The sequence below is a fragment of the Nonlabens sp. genome (genome assembly GCF_051251825.1).
Classification (GTDB): Bacteria; Bacteroidota; Bacteroidia; order Flavobacteriales; family Flavobacteriaceae; genus Nonlabens.
In genome coordinates this window covers 93,243-116,795 of the sequence record NZ_JBPOGG010000004.1, presented here as the reverse complement: position 1 = coordinate 116,795, position 23,553 = coordinate 93,243, and the positions used below count along the sequence as shown (strand labels likewise).

Below are 23,553 nucleotides of genomic sequence, written 5' to 3'. Positions count from 1 at the left end.
AATCAATTACAAAGGTAAAATACGTAGTTGACTAAATTAAAGATCTTAAGAAGTTAATTCTTTTAATTATTAGTAATAAAGTATTTATTGCAACACAACCTCAACACGTCTATTCAGTGCTCTACCATCATCTGTTGAGTTAATAGCTAGTGGAGATAATTGACCTACTCCATGAGCGCTCACTTGAGTTGCAGGAATCCCATAAGTAGTGGTTAGAGTTTTCAAAACAGTGATGGCTCTTTTTTCAGAAAGAGTTTGATTTGAAGCTAAGGATCCTACATTATCTGTATGACCTACAATAAAATACTTTTGAGTAGGATTAGATTTTAAATAACCAGCCAGTGTTTCTATAATGGCAAATGATTCTTGCTTGAGGCGATCACTGCCAAAATCAAATAGGATATTATGGAAAACTTCTTTCCCTTCGTTCTTGATTTTTTCATCAATGGAAGCGGCAGTTACTTGTCCTGTTTCCATGTCTTCTTGTTCTACAATTTGTGCACTCACAAATATATTGTCTGTAAGACCTTTCCAGCTTGTTCTATTATAATGTATGAATAATGCAACGGTATAAATCTTTCCATCTCTTTTCCCTTTTGCTACAAAATAAGCATCATCATTATTAATATTGCTGTTATGACTAGACATAGAAAACCTAAAGTAACTTTTAGGTTTTATGTATTGATACTGTGTGAGAACCTTCACATCACCAAATGTTTTATAAACTGACTGAAGTTTATAGAATCCTGATATATTCTTCTTCCCAAATGCCGAATACACGATTTCAAAATTCCCATTTACTAATGCCTGCTCATAGTTTTTTTGTACTTCAAGAACAGTTGCTCTTTGAGTGTTTTCTATACCATAAATGATATTAATAACTTTTCCTTCTTCAGTTAGTTCTTGTGCTGCACCTTCTTGAGAAGTAATCTTTGATATAGGAAATGTAACTGCATCAAATTTAGACTCGCTATAAGCAACTATACAGCTGTTGTTATATTTTTCAAGTATAGGATGATCTACAGCTCCATTTACATCAGGACATATAGAATGATCTTGTGCTTTAACGACACAAAAAATGGAGAGAAATAATATGGTATAAGTAAATCGCATTCTAAATATGTATTAATAATTAAGACTTTGATAGTCAGAAGAGTTGATTTTAAAGTCTGTAGTTTCAATTGATAAACACTTCATGGTAATGGTTTGTGGTTTTCTTCTAGAGGTATCAATCATCACCATTTCCATCGCCCAACCGTCGATATCTTTCATCCATGCTTGATTGTTTTGATTTTGCTCTACGTCATAAAAAGTACTAGGAAAACGAATATCTACATCTTGTGTTACCCATATGGTTGCAGTCATATCTTTTCCTGTCATTTTATATTCAAGACAGTTATAACCCATGATGACCTTAGAATTTCCAGTAGCGGCAATATCGATTGTATCATCATCATCATCAGAATCTTCGGTTTTCAAATCAACAGCCATTTTAATTTTTTTACCATCGTTTTTCATGTAGGTAAACATGGCGTCTCTATCAATATCAAATACGGTGTAAAAATCATCTTTGATTCTATCATCTTTTACTTGAGCACATAGATAATTTTCAGATTGTGGTAAGAAGTAGTTGACGTCCATAACTTCCTTCTTTGTTGTGAACTGCATTTCTACTTTGTATTCAAACTCATAACTATCTGCTGGAATAGTGCTGGACATTCCTAGCGTTCCAGATCTTGTTTTCTTTTTACGTTTTTTATTAAATGTAGAGTCAAAGGCCTTCTCGGTTTCCTTAGTCGTTTTTTGCTCCGTTTTGCGTTCCACAGCTTTCTCTGCAGCTTGTGAAACTTTCTTACCTAGTTTTTTAAAAAACTGAGCTTGTGTAGTTCCACAACCACATATTATGAATGCGATTAAAAAGATTGTTTTTTTCATTTCACCTTGAGTTTAAGAACTTATGATTTAAGTGTACCCAAAGCTATGTAAAAGTCTTGCCTGGCCACCAGGTTTTGAAAAGTGATTGATGGACTTGTTGCGTCATTTCACGAATTGACCTCTTGTAATTATTTGTTTATCAATTAATTAATCGTGAAATAAGTTTGTAAGGTGTTTCATTGTATTTTGCTTGAAAAGCCCTTTCAAAACTTTTTTTAGAACCAAAACCAGATGCTTTTGCAATTTCCTCAATCCTATAATTCCTGAACTGGCTATCACTTTGAATGCGATTGTAAGCATATTCTATTCTCAAGTCGTTGATAAAAAGAGAGAATGATTTGTCATATTTTTCATTTATGTAATGACTTAAATACCTTTCAGATTTAATATCATGAGCGGCACAAAATGATTTTCTGGTAATATTTGGTTTTAAAAATAATTGATCAGATTTCAATAAGCTTATTGCTGTTTCAATTTTTTCAATCTCGACATCACTAACTACAAACTTTTTTCCAGGAGTACTATCGGGTTCATTTAGTAACTGTGAGTTTGTTTTATCACGCTTTCGCGAAAGCGTAAACCATACCATCGCAATAATTATAAGCAGTATTATTCCTATAATTATATAGGTCCTGTAATTTTTATCATGAGCCTTACTGAGTTCTCTATCTTTTTCTACATTATAGAGTTCTCTATATTTCTCTACTGAAAAGCTCAAGGAGTCGCTCACAGCCTCATTATAGATCTTGTGATACGCATTTGCTTTTTCTTGATTTCCTAACTTTTCATAAACAGTAATAAGCTTATTTGCAGCAACTTTGATTTGTTCTGGATCTTTAGTTTCAACAGTGAGCTTTAAAAATTCATCATAGTATGTTGTAGAAGTTTGCAAAGAATCTTGCTCCATTAAACAATCACCTATCATGGAATAAGCATAGCTTTTTGCATTTAAAAAGCTAGTGGTGTCATTGATAATCTCTAGGTTTTGCTGCTTGCATAACTCATAATTCTTGTTAAAGAAGTTATACTGCATCGCGACGTGATTCTTTACCTTAGGATCGATAGATGCCTTTTTAGTTATTTCATAAGCATTATTGATAGACTTTGATGCACTTGCAGTATCACCGAGCTCTGTATGCAATTGTGAAAGTAATAGATGAGTTTGAACCAGTAATGAAGCATCTTCACTATGTGTAACTACAAGATCAAAATATTCAATCGATTTTTGATAATCTGTAATGGCCGAATATATGCAGCCTATCATAAAATTAAAATTCACTCTATCAGACTCTTTATCAATACTATCCAGTGATTGAAAAGCTTGTTTTAAAGCAGCATTATATTCCGATTGGATAAACAGGACCTTTACTAGTTCATAGTTAAGAACCTTTATTTCCTCTTTTACGGTGGTAAGTTCTAGTCGATCTTGAATGAAATTACGTGCAGAATCTAGCTGAACGTGAGCGATGTAATTGTCTATTTTTTGTTTGTCATTAGACTGTCCATTTACGATTGTAATTATGGATAAAAAAAATATTAGAACAATTAAACGCATTAAATCAGTTTTTGGAAATTATTCCTTTCTTGCAATATAACCATCATCAATCATCATTTGATAAGCTTTATCAATATCTTGTTGAAATTTAGGTTGATCCAGATAGTATGGTAATTCCATTTTTGAAGATTCTAATCTTAGTAATTCTCCATCTTCAATTAAACCTTCTATAGTTGCGATGATGTCTTTATCAAGCGTTGGTGGTACCTCACCTGGCGGATATAAGCCTGCCATTTCCATGATATATTCTTTAATCGTTATTTGGCCTTTTGCTTTCAAGAAAACATGTTGAGGCCACTCGTCCATGGTAATGAGTCTGGTAGATTTATTATCAAAAACATGAATCATTTTATCATCTAACCAGTCCCATTGCATGGTGCGGATGAAGTACTTGTCTTTATTATTATAATTTTTTAAAAACTCAAAATCAGGATTTTGAATTGTTTTTTTCTTTATTTTGAATAAGTTGAATAATCCCATTTGAAACGGTTTATTGATTTAACTACCTCTTAAAAACAACCTCTGCTTTATGAAGTTGTAGTGTTGGGTTTTGAGAAGCAACTAGAATACCTTTAAAAGTGTAAGTGGCATCTTCATCAATGGTCAATTTAGTATTCTTACCCATAAAACTCCAGTCGGTCTTACCAAAAATGGTTTTTTGAACTTCACCTATGGTCACATATTTATCTGTTGGATCGATGTCCATGGTAGCTATTCTATTTTCATTCTTGAACATAGTCATTTTAAAGGTTAAGGTAACATCACCTTCGTACTGCATATCCATATCTGACCATATACCGATTTCATCACCTTTTTTAAGATCTACGGTGAACTCTTTGAGGATTTTATGATCCTTTCCAGTGCTTACTTCATTAATAGGTAATCTTCCAAGTTCTACTCCTGTGATAGCGTCACAGCTTATTAATGTTATTGAAAGGATGATTATGGTGATTAGTTTTTTCATGTAAAGTTTATTTTAAATATTCAACCCCAATTTCCCATTCTTAAAATCGAGTAGTGGAGAAGGGAACATTTTCTCTAGTATACTGGATGCAATAAAATCCTCTTTAGATTGAAAAGTTAGTTTCAAATCATGAATAGCAATAACTTCATCGGCCAGTGATAGGGCGATGGAAAGCTCGTGGCTAGAGAAGATGATACACTTGTTATGTTGATGGCAGTAATCTCTTAGTTTGAGTAATATTTCTGCTTTGTGGTGAACGTCTAGGTGGCTCGTCGGTTCGTCCATGAGAATGTATGGTGTGTCTTGAACGAGAGCTCGTGCAATTAAAACGCGTTGCAACTGTCCATCGCTGAGTGTGGAAAGTCGTCTTTTACGCATTTCAATAATTCCAAAATCTTCCATAATTCCGTCCACAAAATCAAGGTCGGCTGGAGTTAGTTTTCCTATAAAGTTAGTATAAGGAGCACGACTTAGATAGAGTATTTCTTCTATGGTTAAAAACTGACTAAATTCTCTTGTCGTTAGTACAACTGATAATAGTTTAGATTTTTCTAAGCTATTTATATTATGTGAGTTAACGTTATTTATGTGAACTTTACCTTTAATTATATGTTGATTGCTTGAAATAGCACGTAGTAGTGTGGATTTCCCTGATCCGTTAGCTCCTATTAGGGTGATGAATTTTCCTTTCGCGCAAGCGAGAACTCCATCATATTGTGCAATGACACAGTGACCATAACCTATTTCTATGTTGTGTAATTCTATCATTAAAAATGGAGGTTACGTTTTCTTAAAATAAGCCATATCACTATAGGTGCGCCGAGTAATGAAGTGACCGCATTTATGGGTAGTGATAAGTTTGAAAATGGTAATTGCGATACGATATCACAAAATAATAGGAGTGAAGCGCCCAGTAAAATCGTCGTTGGAATTAATATTTTATGATTGACCGTAGGTAATAATAATCGCGCAAGATGTGGTACGGCAAGACCTATAAAAGCTATAGGTCCGGCAAATGCTGTAATACTACCAGCTAGTAAACTGGTGATAATAATGATGATCCAGCGTGTGGATTTGATATTAATCCCTAAACTACGTGCATAAGTCTCGCCCAGCAATAGTGCATTGAGCGGTTTTAAAATGTAAATAACAAGTAATAACGACATCAAAAAGATAACGAGTAAAATCACAATATCACTCCAGTTGAGATTCCCTAAACTACCGAGTGACCAAAACACATAGCGTTTCAATTCTTCACTCGAACTAAAATAAGATAGAATCCCAACGATCGCACTGCTCAAACTACCTACCATTAGACCTACGATAAGCAATCCCATAGTATCTTTAATGCGTAAAGACATAAGAATAATAAGCATCATCACGAGTATACTTCCTATAACGCTTGCCGTAACAAGACCTATTCCAGACACCGCACTGATTCCCAAAACAGCACTTCCCATCACTACCAGCGCTACGCCTAATCCTGCACCAGAGGAAATTCCCAGCACAAATGGTCCCGCCAGCGGATTCCTAAACAAAGTTTGCATCAGTAAACCAGCAATAGCAAGTCCTGCACCGGTTAAAATGGCCATAATCGCTCGTGGTAATCGCAATTGGGTAATGATATAATTCTCTGAGGCACTGGAGTTTGTACCTATTAAAACGTCCCAAATCTTATGTGGTTTTATAAAAACCGTACCTAAACAGACATCGGCAATGAAGAGTGCGATGACTGTGAGGAGTAATAAGATGAGTGTTTTGTTTTTCAATCTTTTAGTGGTTTAAAAAAGTATAATTCATAATCGGGCAATACTTGTGGATGCAATATTTTAACTAGATCTTTAAGCACTAAATCTGGTCGCTGTGAGGCTTCTTCATAATAAGTAATTCCACCTTCTGCACCAGTATTTAAGGCAAACGTAAATACCTTTTTATTTTTAAAAGCGGTAAACTGGCTGTAGGCATTATTATTTTTATTCATTGTTGCATAGCTAGTATATTGACCTGGCGCAATCCACACATCAGCATGTTGAGCGTCTGTGAGGACACGTTCTATGTTAAAGGAAAGTGATCCAGTTCCTTTAGAATCGGCATAAATGTAATCACCATTAGCATCGGCTATGATTTTTCCTTGCCATGAATTTCCATAAGGTAAGTACCATGTATCTTTCCATGTCGCACCAGCAATGACTGTAGGTGCTTCCAGTGATTGGGCAAGTTTTTTAGTGGCATTATAGGATTGTTCTATTTGATTAAAAATGCTATCAGCTTCCTTTTCTTTTCCATATAAAACGCCAAAAAGCTTGATCCATTCTGCTTTACCCAGCGCATGTTGCTCAGTCCAGTCGCCATTATAAATAACTGGAATTCCTGCTTTCTGGATTTGTTCATAAACTGGATTATCTCCATCGATACCGAATCCCATGACCACGTCGGGTTGTAGGGTGACTATTTTTTCAACGCTTATGGTTTGGTTTTGACCTAATTCTTCAATCGCTCCGTTATCCACAAGTGCTCTTACACTAGAATCACTTATGTAATCTGTTCCAGGGAAAGCAATTATAGATTCCTGTTGTTCTAGTAATACCACTGGCGGAATGTGCGTGGTGGAACTCAAAATGATACTTTCTAGCGGAATATTAATGATTTGTGGAGCATCTGATTCTGGAATAATATTGCGACCTGTGGCTTTTTGAAGTTTAAAAGAGTATTCATGATCTGCATCGGGCCACGGATTATTGATGGTGATGTAGTAACCTGTTTCTGTAGTGTTTATGGAGAATCCTTTGGCATATTTTACAGTAATATCATGATATTCTTGGTTTAAGGAAATGCGCTGTTTTGATGCGTTTTCAGCTTCATTTTGTTTACAAGACGTGATAAAAAGCGGTAAAAAAAGTAGTAAATATATATGCTTCATAGGTTGTCAAAAATACTATTATTAGCATACATTTGCCGTGTAAAATTGGTTTCTGTGTGTTTTGTACGCTTTCGAACCGCAACAAGTGCGGTTTAAACTTATTTTTAAAAACGCTTTCGCGAAAGCATCTTTAAAAATAAAGCGAGAACTCACAACATGTAGAATTAAAAGGGAATCTAGTGCAATTCTAGAGCTGTTCCCGCAACTGTAAAGTTTACATCTGTAAAGATGTCTCGTAGAGATTTTTATCATGCGCCACTGAGTCGAGCACTCGGGAAGGCGATAGAAATGAACAAGTCAGGAGACCTGCCAGCTTACACAACATAAATAGTTAACCTTCGGGATAAAGGTGGCGAGTTTTTTAAAACATTTGAGATGATGATTTCTTCATTGAAGTCAGTTCTTTTTCTATGTGTTTATTATTTCTCTTCTCTTTTCCCGTATTTAAAAAATTACCATGAATAAAAAAGTCATCGCTATAAGCGCAATGATGGTAGCAGCCGTGTCGGGAATTGCACAAGTGGACTCTACCGCAACTAAACTGGATCAAGTACTTATAAGTGCCGATTCTAAGTTTGAATTACAAAGAAAAGATAGCGGAAAGCCCGTTATTAAAATTACTAGAGCCGATATTGAAGCACAAGCCGCAGCAAGTCTAGCCGATTTACTCAACCAGTATGCTGGAATAGAGATGAATGGTGCGCGTAGTAATGCCGGTCAGAATTTGGGCTACTTTATACGTGGTGGAAGCACAAGACAGGTCGCCTTTTTAATAGATGGTGCTCAAGTAAGTGATGCGAGTAACATCAGCAACGAGTTTGACATTAGGTTAGTAGATCTCAATCAAATTGAAGAAATTGAGATTTTAAAAGGAGCAGCAAGTACCTTATACGGTGCAAATGCAAGTACCGCTGTAATTAACATTAAGTTGCGCAAAGCTCCAGTAAGTGGAGTGCGTGTAAGTGTGGCTTCTTTTATAGGAACAGATAAAAGTGTAGAACAAGCTAACAATGGTCCTGATGAATTTAACAACAGCGTACAACTACAAGGAACTGCAAAAAGTGGATTAACCTATGGTGTAGGGTTCAATCATCAAGCAACTAATGGTGGTTTAAGTGCCGCAGAAGAAGCAGATGACGCCACATTTAACGAACCAGATGACTTTAATAGAGTCAATCTATTAGGTCGCATAGGTTATGATAATCGTAAAGATTTTAAATTAACGAGTTATGTTTCCTTTGATGAATATACAGCAGAGTTTGATAGTTTTGCTCTTGTTGATGCTGACAATGAAACCTACAGCCGTCAAGTGCGCTGGGGAACAAATATGAACTGGAAATACTCTGAAAAAGGAGAACTTGTTTATACTGATGTGAGCACGCACACACGACGTGATACGAGAAGCTCCTTTCCATCACTTTATAATGCTGATGGATATTCACTTGATTTATATAATAAGTACACATTTGATCTCAACGGTGAATCTTCATTGAAAACTATTCTAGGATTCAATTTTAGAAGTGATCGTTTTGAGGATTTTAGTATTCCGTTTGGTGGAAGCAGTTTTGAGCAAAATGCCAATAAAGATGATGTAAATGCTCAAATTTATGATCCATACTTTAATGTGGTTTACTTGAGCGATTATGGATTGAATGTAAATGCTGGCGCAAGATATAATGGACATAGTAATTATGATGGAAAACTGGTTTACAATCTAAACCCATCTTATAGATTTAAATTGGGTGAAAACACACTGAAGGCTTATGCTAGTTATAGTACTGCTTATATCACACCATCATTATTTCAATTATATGCTGCCGGTTTTGGAAATGAGGAGTTAGAACCAGAAGATAATGCTACACTTGAAGCTGGTTTATCTTGGACCAAAGATAAGAGCACGTTAACGGTTAGTGTTTTTCAAAGAGAAGAAAACAATTTAGTTCAATTTGTGAATGTAGATCCAGCAAACTTTATTTCTCAATACCAGAATGTAGATGAAAAATTTACTGCCAAAGGAGTAGAAGTTCAAGGGCAAACGACATTGTTTGATAAACTGATGCTTACGGCAAACTACAGTTTTACAGAGCGTAATGATGTGGCGTTATTACGTCGTATTCCTAAACACAAAGTAAACGCAAGCGCAAGATTTCAAGCAATCGATAGAGGTTTTATAACCTTAAGATATCAATATAATGATGATCGAGGAGACTTAGTTTTTAACAACATGACTTTTGTAAATGATGCTGTGGTACTAAGCAGTTTTCAAACTATTGATCTAGATATGACTTATGGTTTAAAAAATAAACCGGTAACCTTCTTTGCAGGTGTAAATAATCTTACTGATGTTGAATTCCAAGAATTATTTGGTTATCAAACTCGAGGAAGAACTTATAAAGTAGGAGTGAGATTGCAGTTCTAGAAATTGCTTATTTAAAAATGTAAAATCCACTATGAAAGCTAAGCTTTTATAGTGGATTTTAGTTTTCATTAATTTAGTAAAAACACCAACGCCGGAGCAACGCGCTGTCTCCAATATTTTTCACTGTGTTCATGACCTTCAAATTTTAGTGAGCGGTAATTCTCTGAGGTGTAGCCTTTTTTAAGAAACATGCTATCAACTCGTTTTTGGTAGGGCTCATAATTTTTGTCAAGTGTTTCAGTACCGTAATCGAAGTAAATGCGATGGAATTTTGAATCTGGAATAGATTCTGGAAGACTTTCTATAAACGCATCACCTAGTAAAGGAACCGGCCAGTGTGTGCTTAAACATCCAGCGTTACCAAAAACTCTAGGATATTCCATCATCCCATATAATGATATGAGTCCGCCCATACTGCTTCCCATGATGACGTTGTCTTTAGGCTCTTGAGAAACATTGAAATTTTTGCGCACAAATGGTAACACTTCGCTTGTAACAAACTTTAGATACTCGTCTGAGTAGAGCTGGTCATAACCGGTTTGTTTTTTTAATTCTGCTTTTGCTATAGCAGATTCTGTAAGCTCAGCAGGTTGTTGAGGCATGTATTCATTAAAACGTTTTTTAGGATGACACCAAGTAGTAACTACTATGGTAGGTTTTATTGCACCAACAGTGGTTAAGGAATCCATTTTTTCATCGATTTCCCAAGCTTCACCATAACTGGCACTGCTTTTATTGAAAACATTTTGTCCATCATGCATATAAAGCACTTGATAATCTACATCTGTCATAGGGTAACCTTGTGGTAACCATATTTCAAGATTGCGAGAGTCTACATAGCTGGATTTGAAATTATTAAAGTAAAGAATCGTATCCTGAGAAATAGGATTTTGAATTACAAAGCTGTTATCATTTACCGCAGCAGCTGGCGTGAAAACGTTTGTAGGTGATTGATCTTTACAAGAAATAAGAGCAAAGAGTAAAATAGGATAGAGGAGAAGCTTCATAATTTACTATTGATTATAATGTCCATAACGTTGCAAAGCATACTTATAGAGTTCATTTTTCCCTTCTAAGTTCAGTTTATGAATCATGTTTTTTCTATGTTTCACAACAGTACTCACAGCACTTTGTCGCTCTGCAGCTATCTCTGCCGATGTTTTTCCTAAGGCGATCAATTTTAAAATCTCTGTTTCACTACGTGATAAACTGTGATTTGATTCTATTTCTTGATCTTTTAAAATCGACTTAATATCTATGGCGGTGTCGTAGTAAATACCACCAGCTGCAACTTCTTCTATGGCTTTTTTAATTTCTGTTAATGAACTTATTTTAAGTACGTAACCATCTGCTCCGGCATCTATCATTTCTTTGATAGCACCTGGATTATCATACATGCTTAATGCGATTACTTTAATGCCTTGATGTTTCTTTTTAATGGCCTTACATAATTCTACTCCATTTAAGTCAGGCATATTAATATCTGTGAGAACAATACGTGGAGCCACGTATTCAAGCATTTCTAACATTTCTATACCGTTTTGAGCACTACCTATCACTTCGATATTTGAATCTTGTTCTAGAAATAGCTTGAGACCATCACTGAGCGAGACGTGATCTTCTGCTATCGTTATAAAAATCATATGAGCGGTATTTCAATGTTAATAGTGGTGCCACGTTCTAAAACAGTGTCTATTTCTATGGTTCCATCTAGATTAGTGACTCTTGCTTTTACGTTTTCTAATCCCATTCCAGAAGAAGTAATCGAACTGGTCTTGAATCCCATACCATCATCTTCTACAATAATATCTATATGATCATCATATCCTGTTAAAATAATACTGGCGTTACTGGCTTGAGCATGTTTGATAGTGTTATTTAATAATTCTTGGATCATTCTGAAGATTCCTAATTCCATACTATTACTCAATCTTCCTTCCAGACCATGATGAACTACTTCAATTTGTGTTGAGTGTGCCGCATTAATACGTTGTGCTAATTGCTCTAGAGTTCCTACTAAACCATAACTACTCAAGACACTACTCTTTTGAGCATGTGAAATGTTACGAACCTTCGTATAGGTTTCATTAAGTAATCCATATGCGTTCTCTAGAACCTTTTTAGACTCATTTTCATCACTTTTACTTATTACGTTTTCAATACATAGTCTAGCTGTGGTTAATGAGCTGCCTATATCATCATGTAAATCTTGTGCAATCTTTTTACGTTCTTTTTCCTGTCCAGTAATCATAGCATCAACCGCAGCGAGTTGTTGATTGCGCAATAAGGTTTCTTCTTTCTCTTTTTGAATCTCAGCTTGAGCTGCCATGAGAACTTGTTTTTGTCTCATTCTATTAAATAAATAAGCTCCTATCCCTGTGAGTGTAGCTAGGATGAATAAAAGAAGGTAGATTTTGTTTTGACTGTCTAAGTTCTCAGCAGTGAGTTCTGCATTTTCTAAATCTTTCTCTGCTGTTTCATATTTTGTTTGAAGTTCCTTAATGTTTTGAGCTATTTGTGTGCTGTTTAAGGAGTCTTTTTCATTTATAAATAGATTGTAGTATTCAATTGCTTTATCCTTATTTCCCGCAGCAACTTGAGCGTCGGCTATATTGCGTAGTAGACTAACACTTAATTCTTTATCGTTTTTATTTTTAACGAGTTGCTCTGCCTTAATAAGGTTGTCCACAGCTTCTTGTTCACGACCTATCTCGATTTGTAGCATAGCAAGATTGTTTAGCCTTGTAGCAATTTGTAACGTATCTTTCTTTACAATAATGTCTGCTAGATTCTTATTATAATAAAATAATGCAGAATCATTGCGCTGTTCATAATAGTGTAAGGTTCCTAGATTGAATTCTGTATCGAGTAATTCTTTTTCAAGTTTAGCGTTTAGACATATTTGCTTCATTTCATAACAAATATTCTTAGCCACTTCAAAATTCCCTAATTGAATTTCTTTAAACATAAAGTAGAACTTACTTTTTATAAGTAATTCAGGATCATTGAGTTCTTGTGCAATTTTTAAATTTTCATCCATTAAGGATTCTGGTGCTATTTGTAATTCGTTTGCAGAATTATTGAGCGCCATCATATAATCGTTTGCTCTGAAAATGAGACGTTTATTTTGATGTCCTTGTGTAGATTTTTGAAAATCAAGGTATGCATTTTCAAAATCATCAAGTGCAAACTTAATTCCACCACTGGCAATAAGATATCTAGCTTTATCATCTTTTTCAAGTGTCTCAAAATCATAATGTTTCATCATTATTTTAAGCTCATCGATGGCATTGCGATTTAATAAAGTTACCACACTGTCTAGCGGTTTCACTTGATCTTGAGCATTCATCACGCTCGTAATTTGTAGGAAGAGAAATAATACCAAAAATGATAAGTGTCGATAGGTAACTGGCTGGTATGTAGTCATTTTTTGGCTGTAAACGTTGTATAAACAAATATAGCAAACTCTTTAAATTATCAATATTCTTACAAGAATATCTATGAAAACTTATCATGGATTGCTTTTATAATTCGTTAAATTTGAAATTATTAGAGAAGAAGTTATATTACGCTTTCGCGAAAGCGCAATCCTCAAAGAACCATTACAAATTTTTAATCCTAATTTATGAAGTATTTAAAAATGGCTGGTCTAGCACTGGCAGCAACGGCATTCATCGCTTGTAATAAAGATGTGCCTAAATCTATGGAAGCTCCAGCAGATGAATTTAGTTATAACGTTACCGAATTTGCCGATATAGGTGTGTTGAGATATCAAATTCCAGGATGGGAAGAGTTGAATTTACAACAGCAAAAACTAGTGTATTACTTAACACAAGCTGGATTAAGTGGACGTGATATTATTTGGGATCAAAATTATAGACACAATCTCGCGTTGCGTAAAGGTCTAGAATCTATTTATACTACGTATGATGGAGATAAAAATGATGCCAACTGGAAAAAGTTTGAAACTTACTTGCACAGAGTATGGTTTGCAAATGGAATCCACCATCATTATAGTATGGATAAAATGAAGCCTAGTTTCAGTGATTCATACTTCAAGAGTTTGATGGAATCTACTGGAGTATCTATTAAAGATGAAGTATGGATGTCCATGTTTAATGATGCAGATGCTAAGAAGGTAGACAAAGCTCAAGGTAAAGATATCGTGCTAGCAAGCGCTGTAAATTTTTATGGTCCTGATGTGACTGAAGATGAAGCAAGAGCTTATTACAAGAGTATTGCGGTAAATAAAGAAGAGCCAATAGAAGTAGGTTTGAACTCACGTTTAGTTAAAGAAAATGGGAAACTAGTTGAGCACACTTATAAAAGTGGCGGACTGTATGGTCCAGCGATGGATGAAATGATTTCCTGGCTTGAAAAAGCTCAAGGTGTCGCTGAGACTGATGAGCAAGCTAAAGCGCTAGGTTTATTAATAGAATATTATAAAACGGGTGATCTTAATAAATGGGATGAATACTCAATAGTATGGGCAAAATCTACTGCAGGTGCAGTGGACTGGATTACAGGTTTTGTAGAAGTATATAATGACCCTATCGCTTATAAAGGAAGTTATGAAACGATTGTACAAATCAAGGATTTTGACATGTCACGTAAAATGGAAGTTTTAAGTGATAATGTACAATGGTTTGAGGATAACTCACCATTAATGCCAGAGCATAAAAAGAAAGAAGTTAAAGGAGTAAGTTATAAAACAGTGAACGTTGCTGGAGAAGCTGGAGATGCCAGTCCTGCAACTCCTATAGGTGTAAACTTACCTAACAATGTATGGATCAGAGAAGTTCATGGAAGTAAGTCCGTTTCTTTAGGAAACATAATCGCCGCTTATGGTAGCGCAGGTAGCTCTGGAAGACTAGAAGAATTTGCATTTGATGAAGAAGAAGTGGCGCTGGAAAAAGAATATGGCGCACTGGCAGACAAGTTACATACAGCATTACACGAGGTAGTAGGTCACGCGAGTGGTCAGATTAATAAAGGAGTAGGAACGCCCAAAGAAACTTTGAAAAGCTATAAATCCACTATAGAAGAAGGAAGAGCAGATCTTTTTGGACTCTATTACTTAATGGATCCTAAGCTTGAAGAACTAGGACTTGTAAAAGACTGGAAGAAAACAGGAACTGCTGCTTATGATGGTTATATAAGAAATGGATTAGTTTCTCAACTGGTACGTCTAGAACTAGGTCAAGATGTGGAAGAAGATCACATGCGTAATAGACAATGGGTGAGTGCATGGGTTTATGAAAAAGGACTTGAGGATAATGTTATTAAAAAAGTAACTAAAGATGGAAAGACTTATTATGATATTCAAGATTACATGAAGTTGAGAGAACTCTTCGGTGAATTATTGAGAGAAACTCAACGCATCACAAGTGAAGGAGATTTTGAAGCTGGACAAGCTCTTGTTGAAAAATATGGAGTTAAAGTAGATCAAGAATTACATAAAGAAGTGATTGAGCGCAACAGCCAGTTCAAGGCACCACCATATCGCGGTTTTGTGAATCCGCAGATTACACCGGTGATGGAAGGCGATGAGATTAAATCTTTTGAAATCGTACAACCTGAGACTTTTGCAGAGCAAATGTTAATGTACTCTGAGAAGTATGGTCATTTAGATTAAGAATTCAGGTTCTTAAAAAGTAAAGGCTCGATAAAAGAATTAATCTTTTATCGAGCCTTTTTTGCTTTGGCTTAAACAAATAATTAAAAAGTTTCTTTAATAGATTTTATACGGTGATGAAATGGAATTTTTAGTCCTACGTAAAAGTCTGCCGCTCGAGAATCATCTGTGAGTAGATTACTTAATATAGATCCAGACCCTACACTCAACGGACCGAAACGCAATCCTGCGCCCCAAGTCATGTCTGCATATTCAACAAAACTTATGTTTGAATACAAGGTGAATAATCTCGACTCATAACGAGGAACGATAGTGGTGTAATTCACATGGTTGTTGCTATATGCAGCATTTGAATCGTTTAAACCTATCGCACCTACCGCAGCGACATAAAGATTACGATCCACACGCACATCTAGAGAATAACGCAATGCTGTAGGAAGTTCAACAGTGATATTTTGAACAGTCGTGGTCTCTGTATAATTATCTTCAAGTGCTTGTTCAAAATCTTCTTCAAAATCGTTTGCATCTACAGTTCCTTGAACGGTATAATTATTTACTTCTACGTCGTTATAAGTGATGCTACCTAGATCAGTTAGACTCAAGCCTAGTTTAATGCGATACTGGTTATGACCTCTTAAAGCGAGAGAATCCATTTTTTTATCATTTTTCAGGGCTGGTCTATACTCATAAACAAATCCCACATCACCACCAAAACCGCTGCTACCACTACCAAAATCAAAATCATCATTTGAATCTGTAGCTGTTGTACTAGCAAATGATAAATCACCGTCTGCGGTAATTGTTTCGGCTACAGAGTCATATGAACCGTTAATGCTGTTTGAATTCATAAAAAATCCTCCGGCACCTATTAAATATTTACCAGTAATTCCACCTTTTATAAAATGACGTTCACCATTTGCAATCACAAATCCATAGGTAAGTCCTAATTCTCCCCAACCATGTGCTGTGGTATTAAGGTTTTCCATGTCTATATTAAAATCCTTATTTAAAACATCACCAGATTGAAAAGTCTCAAAAAGATTCCCGTTAACTTCTCGCAAATTCATATATCCACGAGCACGCGTCGTTATGGCAAGGCTATGCTTGTCTGATAAATTGAACATAAAAGACGGTAACAGCACGTCTACATTTTGGTACACATTATTGCTCTGACTAGGAAATCGTGTTCCAGAATCATTAAAGCTTATATTTCCAATGTCCTCAAATAATTCTGAAAAGTTGAAACCGTAATAATCGTTTGAAGTCGTAGAAGAGACTTGTAATAGGTTGATGTCGGTTTTAAATCTGGAGTCGGCTAGATTTGCGGGATTACTCGCAAGACTGGTGATACCAGCATAGTTATCAGTTTCTTTTCCTGAGTAGGATTGAGCGACGGCGATACTACTTATAGTCGCAATAGTAATGAATAGTAGAATGTTCCTCATGGTTGGTTTATTTGAGGAGCAAGTTACAATTTGTGAAAAAAAGGTTCAATACCCCTTAAAGGGTATATTGTAATTACGCTTTCGCGAAAGCGTACTATCAAGAAATCCTAGCTCTTCAACGTCATTTTAATGATAAATAACAGTAGTATAAAGCCTATAAAACCTAGAAGAATCCATTTCACACCTTTATAGTTTTTTTTGTGCAAGCCTTTATCCTTTATATACATAAATGATATAATCACACAGAAAACAATGAAAAATATAATTCCAAAAGTGATCTGACCATCAGTGAACATAGGGTCTTTTATAAGAAGAGATAAGTAAGACATAGAATTACTATTTTTGGTAAAATTACAACTCAATTTATCAATACTAGCACATGAAGAAACAAATTAAAGCCGTAGAAGAATTTCACACAGCATTTCAACTAGGTATGAATCATAATCCAGTAGGTGACATTACAGAACGTCGCAATAAACTACGATTTGAGTTGATGAAAGAAGAAAACGAAGAATATTTTGAGGCTGCTCAAAACAACGATCTCGTTGAGGTGGCAGATGCGCTAGGAGATATGCTATACATTTTATGTGGAACAATCATCGAGCACGGTATGCAAGACGTGATAGAAGACGTTTTTGATGAGATCCAACGTTCTAATATGTCTAAACTAGGAGCAGACGGAAAACCTATTTACCGCGAAGATGGAAAAGTACTTAAAGGACCTAGTTATTTCAAACCTAACTTTGAGAAGGTTTTAAAAGGAAAATAGAATTCATAAAAAATCCCGTCCTGAAATATTCAGGACGGGATTTTGATTATAAAATCGTGTATTAAATCTTTACGCGCCATCCATGATTATCAGGAGAACGGTTGTATTGAATATCTTTTAACGCTGCTTTAAAACGCTCAGCATAACTATCTTCCATAACTGGAAGTTCATGAGCAAATTCTTTATGCTTATAACCTTTAATAGGAACTATAACAGCAGCTGTACCAGAACCAAATATTTCTTTAAGACTACCATTTTGAGCAGCCTCATTTAATTCTTTAACACTTACTCTGCGTTCTTCAAAGTTGATTCCTGCATCTTTTGCAAGTTGGATCACACTACGACGTGTAACTCCATTAAGGATACGATCATTATTAGGAGCAGTAAGTAGCTTGTCACCTATACGTACAAAAATGTTCATGGTTCCAGCTTCTTCCAGGTATTCATGAGAAGCAGCGTCTGTCCAGATGATTTGTTGATAACCTTCAGCTAGTGCAAGATTGTTAGGGTAGAAGCTTGCTGCATAATTCCCTGCTGCTTTTGCGTATCCTACACCACCATCTGCAGCACGAGAAAAGTCTGATGCTATGATGACTCTAACATCACCTTTATAATATGCAAATGCCGGAGACATTACTACCATAAATTTATACTCAGTAGATGGTGCAGCTGCAACACCATTTTCACTAGCAATCATAAATGGTCTTAAATACAATGATAATCCATCACCATAACGAACCCATTCTTTATCAAGACCTACTAAGGTTTTCAATCCTTCAACAAATATTTCTTTAGGAACCGGTGGCATTGCTAATCGCTTTGCACTTTCATTAAAACGTTCCCAATTGTCCTCAGGACGGAATAAGAACACCTCACCAGTAGCATCTTTAAAAGCTTTCATACCTTCAAAAATGGCCTGACCGTAATGAAACACCTTACAGCTAGGCTCTACCATTATAGGTCCATAAGGTTTTATATGAGCTGTTTCCCACTTTCCATCACGCCATGTACATTCCAGCATATGGTCTGTAAATGTCTTACCGAAGGTCAAATTATCAAAATCAATACTTTTGATTTTGGAAGTTTCAACTTTATCGATAACGATTTCGTGTAGGTCAGTCATGGCTTTGTTTAGTTTTTGCAAAGATACTCGATAACTATGTATTAAAAACCTAAACGAATTCTTAAATTTGCTTCAAACTATTAACAACATGAAAAAGATAATGATGATCATACTTGCTGCAACAGCTTTTGTAGCATGTAAAGAAGAAGTAAATGAAGACGCAACTCCTGCCGTTAATGATGAGCAAGTAGAAGAAGTAGCTTATATGAGCTACGGCGATAAAATCGATGCTACTGACGCTATTGAAGCTGCTAAACTAGGTTCCTTTTATGAAGGAATGAAAGCTGGTGATACTATGGACATTAAAGTGCGTGGTACTATTCAAGAAGTTTGTGTTAATAAAGGATGCTGGATTAAAATGCCAGTGAATGATACAGAGTCTGCATTTGTGAAGTTTAAAGACTACGGTTTCTTTTTACCTAAAAATGGAACAGATAAAGAAGTAATCCTACGTGGTAGAGCTTATAAGAGCGTCACTCCTAAAGATGAATTGATTCACTATGCACAAGATGCAGGAGAAAGTGCTGAGGAAATCGCAAAAATTACAGAAGATAAAGTAACATATGCTTTCATGGCAGATGGTGCACTTGTTGAAAAGTTTGATAATCCAGATGTAGAAGTAAGTGAACCAGCTACAGAGGAATAAATGAAACGAGAAATAATAGATACTGGTGATGGATCTAAATCCATCAATATTCCCGAGTGGAAAGAACAATATCATTCTAAACATGGCGCCTTGCAAGAGGCGCTTCATGTTTTTATAGAAATGGGTTTGAAGGACACGCTTTCGCGAAAGCAAGACCCAAAAGAAACCATATCCATCATTGAATATGGACTAGGAACTGGTCTCAATGCTATGCTCACAGCACAGTTTCTAACGGATACACCTATTCACTATACAGGTGTAGATGCCTATCCTGTCACTTATGAAGAGGCAATGGCAGTTAATTATGGGGAATTATTAAAAGATGAAACACTATATAAAAAGCTACACTCTTGTGAATGGGAACAACCTGTGAAACTCACGAGTAATTTCACGATTGAGAAATTAGAGAAAAAGTTTAAGAACTTAGATGATATTGCAACTTATGATGTCATTTACTATGACTGTTTTGGTCCTAGAGTTCAGCCCGATTTATGGAAACTAGACATGTTTCAAGCGGCATATGCTTCTTTAAAACCCGAAGGAGTTCTAGTTACCTATTGTGCTCAAGGACAAGCACGTAGAAATATGATTGAAGCTGGTTTTACAGTTGAAAAGTTAGTAGGTCCACCAGGAAAACGCGAAATGTTGAGAGCTAGAAAGCTATAAACTATTCGTGATGATACGGTTCATTCTTTAGAATCGTAAACGCTCTATAAACTTGTTCTACCGCAAATAAACGCACCATTTGATGTGAAAAAGTCATATCGCTCAGTGATAATTTTGAGTTTGCTCTAGAATAAACATCTGGTGAGAAGCCGTAGGGTCCACCTATGATAAAAACCAATCGTTTCAAACCTGAAACGCTACGTTTGTTAATCAACTCTGCAAATTGTAAACTGGTTAGTTTCTTGCCTTTTTCATCTAGTAAAGTCACAAAATCACTTTTTTCTAGCTGATTGAGAATCAATTTTCCTTCCTCGTTTTTTTGTTGATCTGCGCTTAGATTTTTAGTCTTTTTTATATCGGGTAGGAGTTGTAACTCAAAATTCACGTAGTGTTGTAAACGATCTACATAGACTTGAGTTAAGTCTGCTATGCGTGAATCATCTGTTTTTCCTACGGCTAGTAATGTAATTTTCATGCTGCAAAGTTAATGTCATTATAGAATATGTAAAAAGTAATGATTAGCTTATTTTTGAGTATTAAATAGAATCCATGGAATACGGTAGTACAGAGTTTCAAGAAGAAATATCAAGAATTATAAAAAATGCGTTGAGAGAAGATGTAGGAGATGGCGATCACAGCAGCCTTTCTTGCATACCTGCCACAGCTACTGGAAAAGCACGTTTACTCGTTAAAGATGATGGAATACTTGCTGGAGTAGAGTTTGCCATAGCCGTTTTTCATGCCGTAGATCCTGATTTAAAGATTGATGTAAGAATAAAAGATGGAACTCCTGTAAAATATGGTGATGAAGCTTTTTATGTAACTGGTTCTTCTCAATCCATTCTAAAAGCAGAACGTCTTGCACTTAATGCTATGCAACGCATGAGTGCAATAGCTACTAAGACTAAGACCTTTGTAGATGCTCTTGAAGGAACTAAAACCAAAATTCTAGATACAAGAAAAACAACTCCAGGAATAAGACTTCTTGAAAAATGGGCTGTAAAAATAGGTGGTGGCGTGAATCATCGTTTTGGACTTTATGATGTGATTATGCTTAAGGATAATCATATAGACTTTGCCGGTGGCGTGAGTAAAGCCATTCAGCAAACACAGCAATATCTAAAAGAAACTAATCGTGATTTAAAAATCATCGTCGAAGCTAGAGATCTCGAAGAGATTAAAGAGATACTAACTAATGATGGCGTTTATAGAATCTTAATAGATAACTTTAATTATGAAGACACTCGCAGAGCTGTGGATCTTATAGGCGATCAGTGTCTTACAGAGAGTAGTGGAGGAATTACTCTAGAAACAGCACCTCAATATGCAGCATGCGGTGTAGATTTTATCTCTAGTGGAGCTTTAACGCACAGTGTTTATAATCTTGATTTAAGTCTCAAGGCAGTACATGAGTAAAAAGAAAACACTTCTTGAGCGCATACCTGTTCTTAACTTGCCCATCATACTGGCAAAGAAAATACGTATTCCTGGTCTAGAAGGAATGACGCTTTATGATGTAGCAGAGACATATATTCTAGGTATTGCTGAAGGTGCATTTTCTGCTCGAGCGAGCGCGATTAGCTATAGCTTTTTCATGGCTATTTTCCCTTTTTTACTATTTGTCCTCAACTTGATTCCATTTATACCTATTAAGAATTTCCAAAACGAATTCTTAGAATTCATCAATGAATTACTACCAGCACAAGCGGTAAGTATGTTTGATACGATTTTTAAAGAAATCGCTTTACAAGGTAATTCGGGACTATTAACCATTGCATTTGTCTCTTCATTAATTTTTATGTCAAATGGTGTAAATGCTGTTTTTAACGGTTTTGAAAGATCCTATCACACAGATTTTAATAGAGGTTTTTTTAGACAATATGCCGTTTCACTTGCCGTATCAATTATGATGACTATTTTCTTATTAATCATGGTCATTGTCGCTGGATATTTTGAATTTCTCATTGAAGAATTACGTAAATCAGATATAATGAGTGAATCTGGACATGGAGGAACACTTATTTTAATGCGATATATTATTGTCATTATTTTGACCTATATTTTTGTTGCGGTATTGTATTATTTTGGCACAAAAGATGGAAGGCAATCTAAATTTTTCTCAATAGGTGCAACGGTAACAACTATTTTAATTATTTTATTATCAGTTCTTTATGGAGTTTATATTGAAAACTTCACTTCTTATAATGAAATCTACGGTTCCATAGGTGCTCTACTAATTCTAATGATCTATATATGGTTGAATTCAAACATTTTATTACTCGGTTTTGAGTTAAATGCATCATTAAGAAAATTAAAGGCACAGAATTTGAATACTTAATATTATCTTTAAAAACCCAAAATAAGAAACACAATGAAAAAAGTAATTTTATTAGCTGTAGCTCTAGTAGCAACATTCACTGCAAGCGCACAGGTAACGATTAATAATGTAAAGGTTGAAAAGACCTTAACATTTGAAGGACAAGATTTAATGCTTAACGGTGCTGGATTAAGAGAAAAACTTTGGTATGACCTATATGTAGGTGCATTATACACCACAGTAAAATCTGGAGATGGTAACACTTTAGTGGACGCAGATTTGCCTATGGCTATTACTCTTGATATCACAGATGAGAAAGTAACTCAAGAAAAAATGAAAGACGCTGTAACTAGCGGATTTGAAGACAGTTGCTCAAGTAAAGAACGCAAAGCGATTGAAAAAGAAATCAATACTTTTATAGGATTCTTTAAGGATGCTATTGTAAAAGGTGATGAATTTCAAATAGCTTATATGCCAGGAAAAGGAACTTCTGTTTCTAAAAACGGTAAATTGATTGGAACTATCGCAGGATTAGAATTTAAAAGAGGTCTTTTCGGTATCTGGTTAGGTGATGACCCAGCAGACGAGGATCTTAAAGAAGGTATGTTAGGTAAATCTTAATATAATTTTCTAAATATTTAAAGCCACGTAAAGTAAATTTACGTGGTTTTTTAATTGATACCTATGAGAAATTTAATAGTAGTTTGTTTCGTTTTTTTCGCTTTCGCGAAAGCGTATTCACAAGACATTACAGGTACCTGGAAAACAGTAGATGATGAATCTGGAATCGTGAAGTCTCATATTCAGATATTTGAAAAGGATGGGAAGTACTATGGTAAAATACTCAAAGTTCTCGATCCTGATGCTCCAGAAGTACCGCTGTGCGTGAATTGCGATGGTGATTTAAAAGACACACCTATTGTGGGATTAGTCATAATGAACGATTTAGTTAAGAAAGGTGCCTACTATAAAAATGGAACTGTACTAGATCCAGAAAACGGTAAAACCTATGATTGTAAAATATGGCTCAATGAAGATAATCCAGACCTATTAATGGTGCGCGGCTATATTTTATTTTTCTATCGTACTCAAACTTGGGTACGTTTAAAATAAGAACTTGATAAATTAGTTCGTTTTTTAACGATACACTTTAAATCAT

24 protein-coding genes and 1 riboswitch are annotated in these 23,553 nt (G+C 35.4%); of the genes, 9 read left to right on the top strand and 15 right to left on the bottom strand.

The window, feature by feature from the left end:
* Positions 1 to 84 precede the first annotated feature (84 nt).
* The 8 genes from ACSHWW_RS06865 to ACSHWW_RS06830 form a co-directional block, all read right to left on the bottom strand.
* Positions 85 to 1,113, bottom strand: a complete 1,029-nt coding sequence (locus ACSHWW_RS06865) for an OmpA family protein (protein ID WP_435681692.1) — start codon at positions 1,111 to 1,113, stop codon at positions 85 to 87.
* A 12-nt stretch (positions 1,114 to 1,125) separates the two neighbouring features.
* On the bottom strand, positions 1,126 to 1,935 hold the full coding sequence (locus tag ACSHWW_RS06860) for a DUF4412 domain-containing protein (protein WP_435681691.1): 810 nt from the start codon (positions 1,933 to 1,935) through the stop codon (positions 1,126 to 1,128).
* Between the two features lie 139 nt (positions 1,936 to 2,074).
* Positions 2,075 to 3,490: a helix-turn-helix domain-containing protein gene (locus tag ACSHWW_RS06855; RefSeq protein WP_435681690.1), complete on the bottom strand. Its 1,416-nt coding sequence runs from the start codon at positions 3,488 to 3,490 to the stop codon at positions 2,075 to 2,077.
* 18 nt (positions 3,491 to 3,508) lie between these two features.
* Positions 3,509 to 3,970: a hypothetical protein gene (locus ACSHWW_RS06850; RefSeq protein WP_435681689.1), complete on the bottom strand. Its 462-nt coding sequence runs from the start codon at positions 3,968 to 3,970 to the stop codon at positions 3,509 to 3,511.
* A gap of 22 nt (positions 3,971 to 3,992) precedes the next feature.
* The gene (locus ACSHWW_RS06845; RefSeq protein ID WP_435681688.1) at positions 3,993 to 4,454 is read right to left on the bottom strand and encodes a hypothetical protein; all 462 of its coding nucleotides are present in this window, start codon (positions 4,452 to 4,454) and stop codon (positions 3,993 to 3,995) included.
* 12 nt (positions 4,455 to 4,466) lie between these two features.
* Entirely contained in the window at positions 4,467 to 5,222 is a 756-nt protein-coding gene (locus tag ACSHWW_RS06840; RefSeq protein WP_435681687.1) for an ABC transporter ATP-binding protein, read from the bottom strand.
* Positions 5,222 to 6,223 (bottom strand): iron chelate uptake ABC transporter family permease subunit, encoded by a 1,002-nt coding sequence (locus tag ACSHWW_RS06835; protein WP_435681686.1) that lies wholly within the window; start codon positions 6,221 to 6,223, stop codon positions 5,222 to 5,224. The genes ACSHWW_RS06840 and ACSHWW_RS06835 overlap by 1 nt, the downstream gene beginning before the upstream one ends.
* On the bottom strand, positions 6,220 to 7,374 hold the full coding sequence (locus ACSHWW_RS06830) for an ABC transporter substrate-binding protein (protein WP_435681685.1): 1,155 nt from the start codon (positions 7,372 to 7,374) through the stop codon (positions 6,220 to 6,222). The genes ACSHWW_RS06835 and ACSHWW_RS06830 overlap by 4 nt, the downstream gene beginning before the upstream one ends.
* 126 nt (positions 7,375 to 7,500) lie before the next feature.
* A riboswitch (cobalamin riboswitch) is annotated at positions 7,501 to 7,702 on the top strand.
* A 129-nt stretch (positions 7,703 to 7,831) separates the two neighbouring features.
* Here ACSHWW_RS06830 and ACSHWW_RS06825 point away from each other — a divergent pair.
* Positions 7,832 to 9,793: a TonB-dependent receptor plug domain-containing protein gene (locus tag ACSHWW_RS06825; RefSeq protein ID WP_435681684.1), complete on the top strand. Its 1,962-nt coding sequence runs from the start codon at positions 7,832 to 7,834 to the stop codon at positions 9,791 to 9,793.
* 68 nt (positions 9,794 to 9,861) lie between these two features.
* Here ACSHWW_RS06825 and ACSHWW_RS06820 read toward each other — a convergent pair whose 3' ends face one another.
* Genes ACSHWW_RS06820 through ACSHWW_RS06810 form a run of 3 tightly spaced genes read right to left on the bottom strand, consistent with a single transcriptional unit; the run spans position 9,862 to position 13,220 of the window.
* The gene (locus ACSHWW_RS06820; protein WP_435681683.1) at positions 9,862 to 10,800 is read right to left on the bottom strand and encodes an alpha/beta hydrolase; all 939 of its coding nucleotides are present in this window, start codon (positions 10,798 to 10,800) and stop codon (positions 9,862 to 9,864) included.
* 6 nt (positions 10,801 to 10,806) lie between these two features.
* Positions 10,807 to 11,436: a response regulator gene (locus tag ACSHWW_RS06815; RefSeq protein ID WP_435681682.1), complete on the bottom strand. Its 630-nt coding sequence runs from the start codon at positions 11,434 to 11,436 to the stop codon at positions 10,807 to 10,809.
* Entirely contained in the window at positions 11,433 to 13,220 is a 1,788-nt protein-coding gene (locus ACSHWW_RS06810; protein ID WP_435681681.1) for an ATP-binding protein, read from the bottom strand. Before ACSHWW_RS06810 ends, ACSHWW_RS06815 begins: the two co-directional genes overlap by 4 nt.
* 198 nt (positions 13,221 to 13,418) lie before the next feature.
* Between ACSHWW_RS06810 and ACSHWW_RS06805 the strand changes: the two genes are divergently transcribed.
* Complete coding sequence (locus ACSHWW_RS06805; protein WP_435681680.1) at positions 13,419 to 15,428, top strand: dipeptidyl-peptidase 3 family protein; 2,010 nt, start codon at positions 13,419 to 13,421, stop codon at positions 15,426 to 15,428.
* Positions 15,429 to 15,511: 83 nt separating this feature from the next.
* Here ACSHWW_RS06805 and ACSHWW_RS06800 read toward each other — a convergent pair whose 3' ends face one another.
* Complete coding sequence (locus ACSHWW_RS06800; RefSeq protein WP_435681679.1) at positions 15,512 to 16,873, bottom strand: DUF5723 family protein; 1,362 nt, start codon at positions 16,871 to 16,873, stop codon at positions 15,512 to 15,514.
* A gap of 107 nt (positions 16,874 to 16,980) precedes the next feature.
* A complete protein-coding gene (locus ACSHWW_RS06795) occupies positions 16,981 to 17,202 on the bottom strand; it encodes a hypothetical protein (protein ID WP_435681678.1) in 222 nt (73 codons plus the stop codon).
* A 50-nt stretch (positions 17,203 to 17,252) separates the two neighbouring features.
* On the opposite strand from ACSHWW_RS06795, the gene ACSHWW_RS06790 reads away from it, so the two are divergent.
* Positions 17,253 to 17,642 (top strand): hypothetical protein, encoded by a 390-nt coding sequence (locus tag ACSHWW_RS06790; RefSeq protein WP_435681677.1) that lies wholly within the window; start codon positions 17,253 to 17,255, stop codon positions 17,640 to 17,642.
* Between the two features lie 61 nt (positions 17,643 to 17,703).
* On the opposite strand, the gene ACSHWW_RS06785 is transcribed toward ACSHWW_RS06790, so the two are convergent.
* Positions 17,704 to 18,765, bottom strand: a complete 1,062-nt coding sequence (locus ACSHWW_RS06785) for a branched-chain amino acid aminotransferase (protein ID WP_435681676.1) — start codon at positions 18,763 to 18,765, stop codon at positions 17,704 to 17,706.
* Between the two features lie 88 nt (positions 18,766 to 18,853).
* On the opposite strand from ACSHWW_RS06785, the gene ACSHWW_RS06780 reads away from it, so the two are divergent.
* A complete protein-coding gene (locus ACSHWW_RS06780; protein ID WP_435681675.1) occupies positions 18,854 to 19,411 on the top strand; it encodes a DUF4920 domain-containing protein in 558 nt (185 codons plus the stop codon).
* Positions 19,412 to 20,077, top strand: a complete 666-nt coding sequence (gene mnmD / locus ACSHWW_RS06775) for a tRNA (5-methylaminomethyl-2-thiouridine)(34)-methyltransferase MnmD (protein ID WP_435681674.1) — start codon at positions 19,412 to 19,414, stop codon at positions 20,075 to 20,077.
* Between the two features lies 1 nt (position 20,078).
* Here mnmD and rlmH read toward each other — a convergent pair whose 3' ends face one another.
* Entirely contained in the window at positions 20,079 to 20,552 is a 474-nt protein-coding gene (gene rlmH, locus ACSHWW_RS06770; protein WP_435681673.1) for a 23S rRNA (pseudouridine(1915)-N(3))-methyltransferase RlmH, read from the bottom strand.
* Between the two features lie 74 nt (positions 20,553 to 20,626).
* On the opposite strand from rlmH, the gene nadC reads away from it, so the two are divergent.
* The 4 genes from nadC (at position 20,627) to ACSHWW_RS06750 (ending at position 23,507) form a co-directional block, all read left to right on the top strand.
* Positions 20,627 to 21,493, top strand: coding sequence for a carboxylating nicotinate-nucleotide diphosphorylase (gene nadC, locus ACSHWW_RS06765; RefSeq protein ID WP_435681672.1), 867 nt, complete (start codon positions 20,627 to 20,629; stop codon positions 21,491 to 21,493).
* On the top strand, positions 21,486 to 22,415 hold the full coding sequence (locus ACSHWW_RS06760; RefSeq protein WP_435681671.1) for a YihY/virulence factor BrkB family protein: 930 nt from the start codon (positions 21,486 to 21,488) through the stop codon (positions 22,413 to 22,415). The genes nadC and ACSHWW_RS06760 overlap by 8 nt, the downstream gene beginning before the upstream one ends.
* 33 nt (positions 22,416 to 22,448) lie before the next feature.
* Positions 22,449 to 23,015, top strand: a complete 567-nt coding sequence (locus ACSHWW_RS06755) for a chalcone isomerase family protein (protein WP_435681670.1) — start codon at positions 22,449 to 22,451, stop codon at positions 23,013 to 23,015.
* A 63-nt stretch (positions 23,016 to 23,078) separates the two neighbouring features.
* On the top strand, positions 23,079 to 23,507 hold the full coding sequence (locus ACSHWW_RS06750; protein WP_435681669.1) for a DUF2147 domain-containing protein: 429 nt from the start codon (positions 23,079 to 23,081) through the stop codon (positions 23,505 to 23,507).
* Positions 23,508 to 23,553 lie beyond the last annotated feature (46 nt).

Coding starts and splice junctions, on each gene's coding strand:
- ACSHWW_RS06865 (WP_435681692.1), bottom strand. CDS start 1,113: ATGCGATTTACTTATACCATATTATTTCTCTCCATTTTTTGTGTCGTT.
- ACSHWW_RS06860 (WP_435681691.1), bottom strand. CDS start 1,935: ATGAAAAAAACAATCTTTTTAATCGCATTCATAATATGTGGTTGTGGA.
- ACSHWW_RS06855 (WP_435681690.1), bottom strand. CDS start 3,490: ATGCGTTTAATTGTTCTAATATTTTTTTTATCCATAATTACAATCGTA.
- ACSHWW_RS06850 (WP_435681689.1), bottom strand. CDS start 3,970: ATGGGATTATTCAACTTATTCAAAATAAAGAAAAAAACAATTCAAAAT.
- ACSHWW_RS06845 (WP_435681688.1), bottom strand. CDS start 4,454: ATGAAAAAACTAATCACCATAATCATCCTTTCAATAACATTAATAAGC.
- ACSHWW_RS06840 (WP_435681687.1), bottom strand. CDS start 5,222: ATGATAGAATTACACAACATAGAAATAGGTTATGGTCACTGTGTCATT.
- ACSHWW_RS06830 (WP_435681685.1), bottom strand. CDS start 7,374: ATGAAGCATATATATTTACTACTTTTTTTACCGCTTTTTATCACGTCT.
- ACSHWW_RS06825 (WP_435681684.1), top strand. CDS start 7,832: ATGAATAAAAAAGTCATCGCTATAAGCGCAATGATGGTAGCAGCCGTG.
- ACSHWW_RS06820 (WP_435681683.1), bottom strand. CDS start 10,800: ATGAAGCTTCTCCTCTATCCTATTTTACTCTTTGCTCTTATTTCTTGT.
- ACSHWW_RS06815 (WP_435681682.1), bottom strand. CDS start 11,436: ATGATTTTTATAACGATAGCAGAAGATCACGTCTCGCTCAGTGATGGT.
- ACSHWW_RS06810 (WP_435681681.1), bottom strand. CDS start 13,220: ATGACTACATACCAGCCAGTTACCTATCGACACTTATCATTTTTGGTA.
- ACSHWW_RS06805 (WP_435681680.1), top strand. CDS start 13,419: ATGAAGTATTTAAAAATGGCTGGTCTAGCACTGGCAGCAACGGCATTC.
- ACSHWW_RS06800 (WP_435681679.1), bottom strand. CDS start 16,873: ATGAGGAACATTCTACTATTCATTACTATTGCGACTATAAGTAGTATC.
- ACSHWW_RS06795 (WP_435681678.1), bottom strand. CDS start 17,202: ATGTCTTACTTATCTCTTCTTATAAAAGACCCTATGTTCACTGATGGT.
- ACSHWW_RS06790 (WP_435681677.1), top strand. CDS start 17,253: ATGAAGAAACAAATTAAAGCCGTAGAAGAATTTCACACAGCATTTCAA.
- ACSHWW_RS06785 (WP_435681676.1), bottom strand. CDS start 18,765: ATGACTGACCTACACGAAATCGTTATCGATAAAGTTGAAACTTCCAAA.
- ACSHWW_RS06780 (WP_435681675.1), top strand. CDS start 18,854: ATGAAAAAGATAATGATGATCATACTTGCTGCAACAGCTTTTGTAGCA.
- mnmD (WP_435681674.1), top strand. CDS start 19,412: ATGAAACGAGAAATAATAGATACTGGTGATGGATCTAAATCCATCAAT.
- rlmH (WP_435681673.1), bottom strand. CDS start 20,552: ATGAAAATTACATTACTAGCCGTAGGAAAAACAGATGATTCACGCATA.
- nadC (WP_435681672.1), top strand. CDS start 20,627: ATGGAATACGGTAGTACAGAGTTTCAAGAAGAAATATCAAGAATTATA.
- ACSHWW_RS06760 (WP_435681671.1), top strand. CDS start 21,486: ATGAGTAAAAAGAAAACACTTCTTGAGCGCATACCTGTTCTTAACTTG.
- ACSHWW_RS06755 (WP_435681670.1), top strand. CDS start 22,449: ATGAAAAAAGTAATTTTATTAGCTGTAGCTCTAGTAGCAACATTCACT.
- ACSHWW_RS06750 (WP_435681669.1), top strand. CDS start 23,079: ATGAGAAATTTAATAGTAGTTTGTTTCGTTTTTTTCGCTTTCGCGAAA.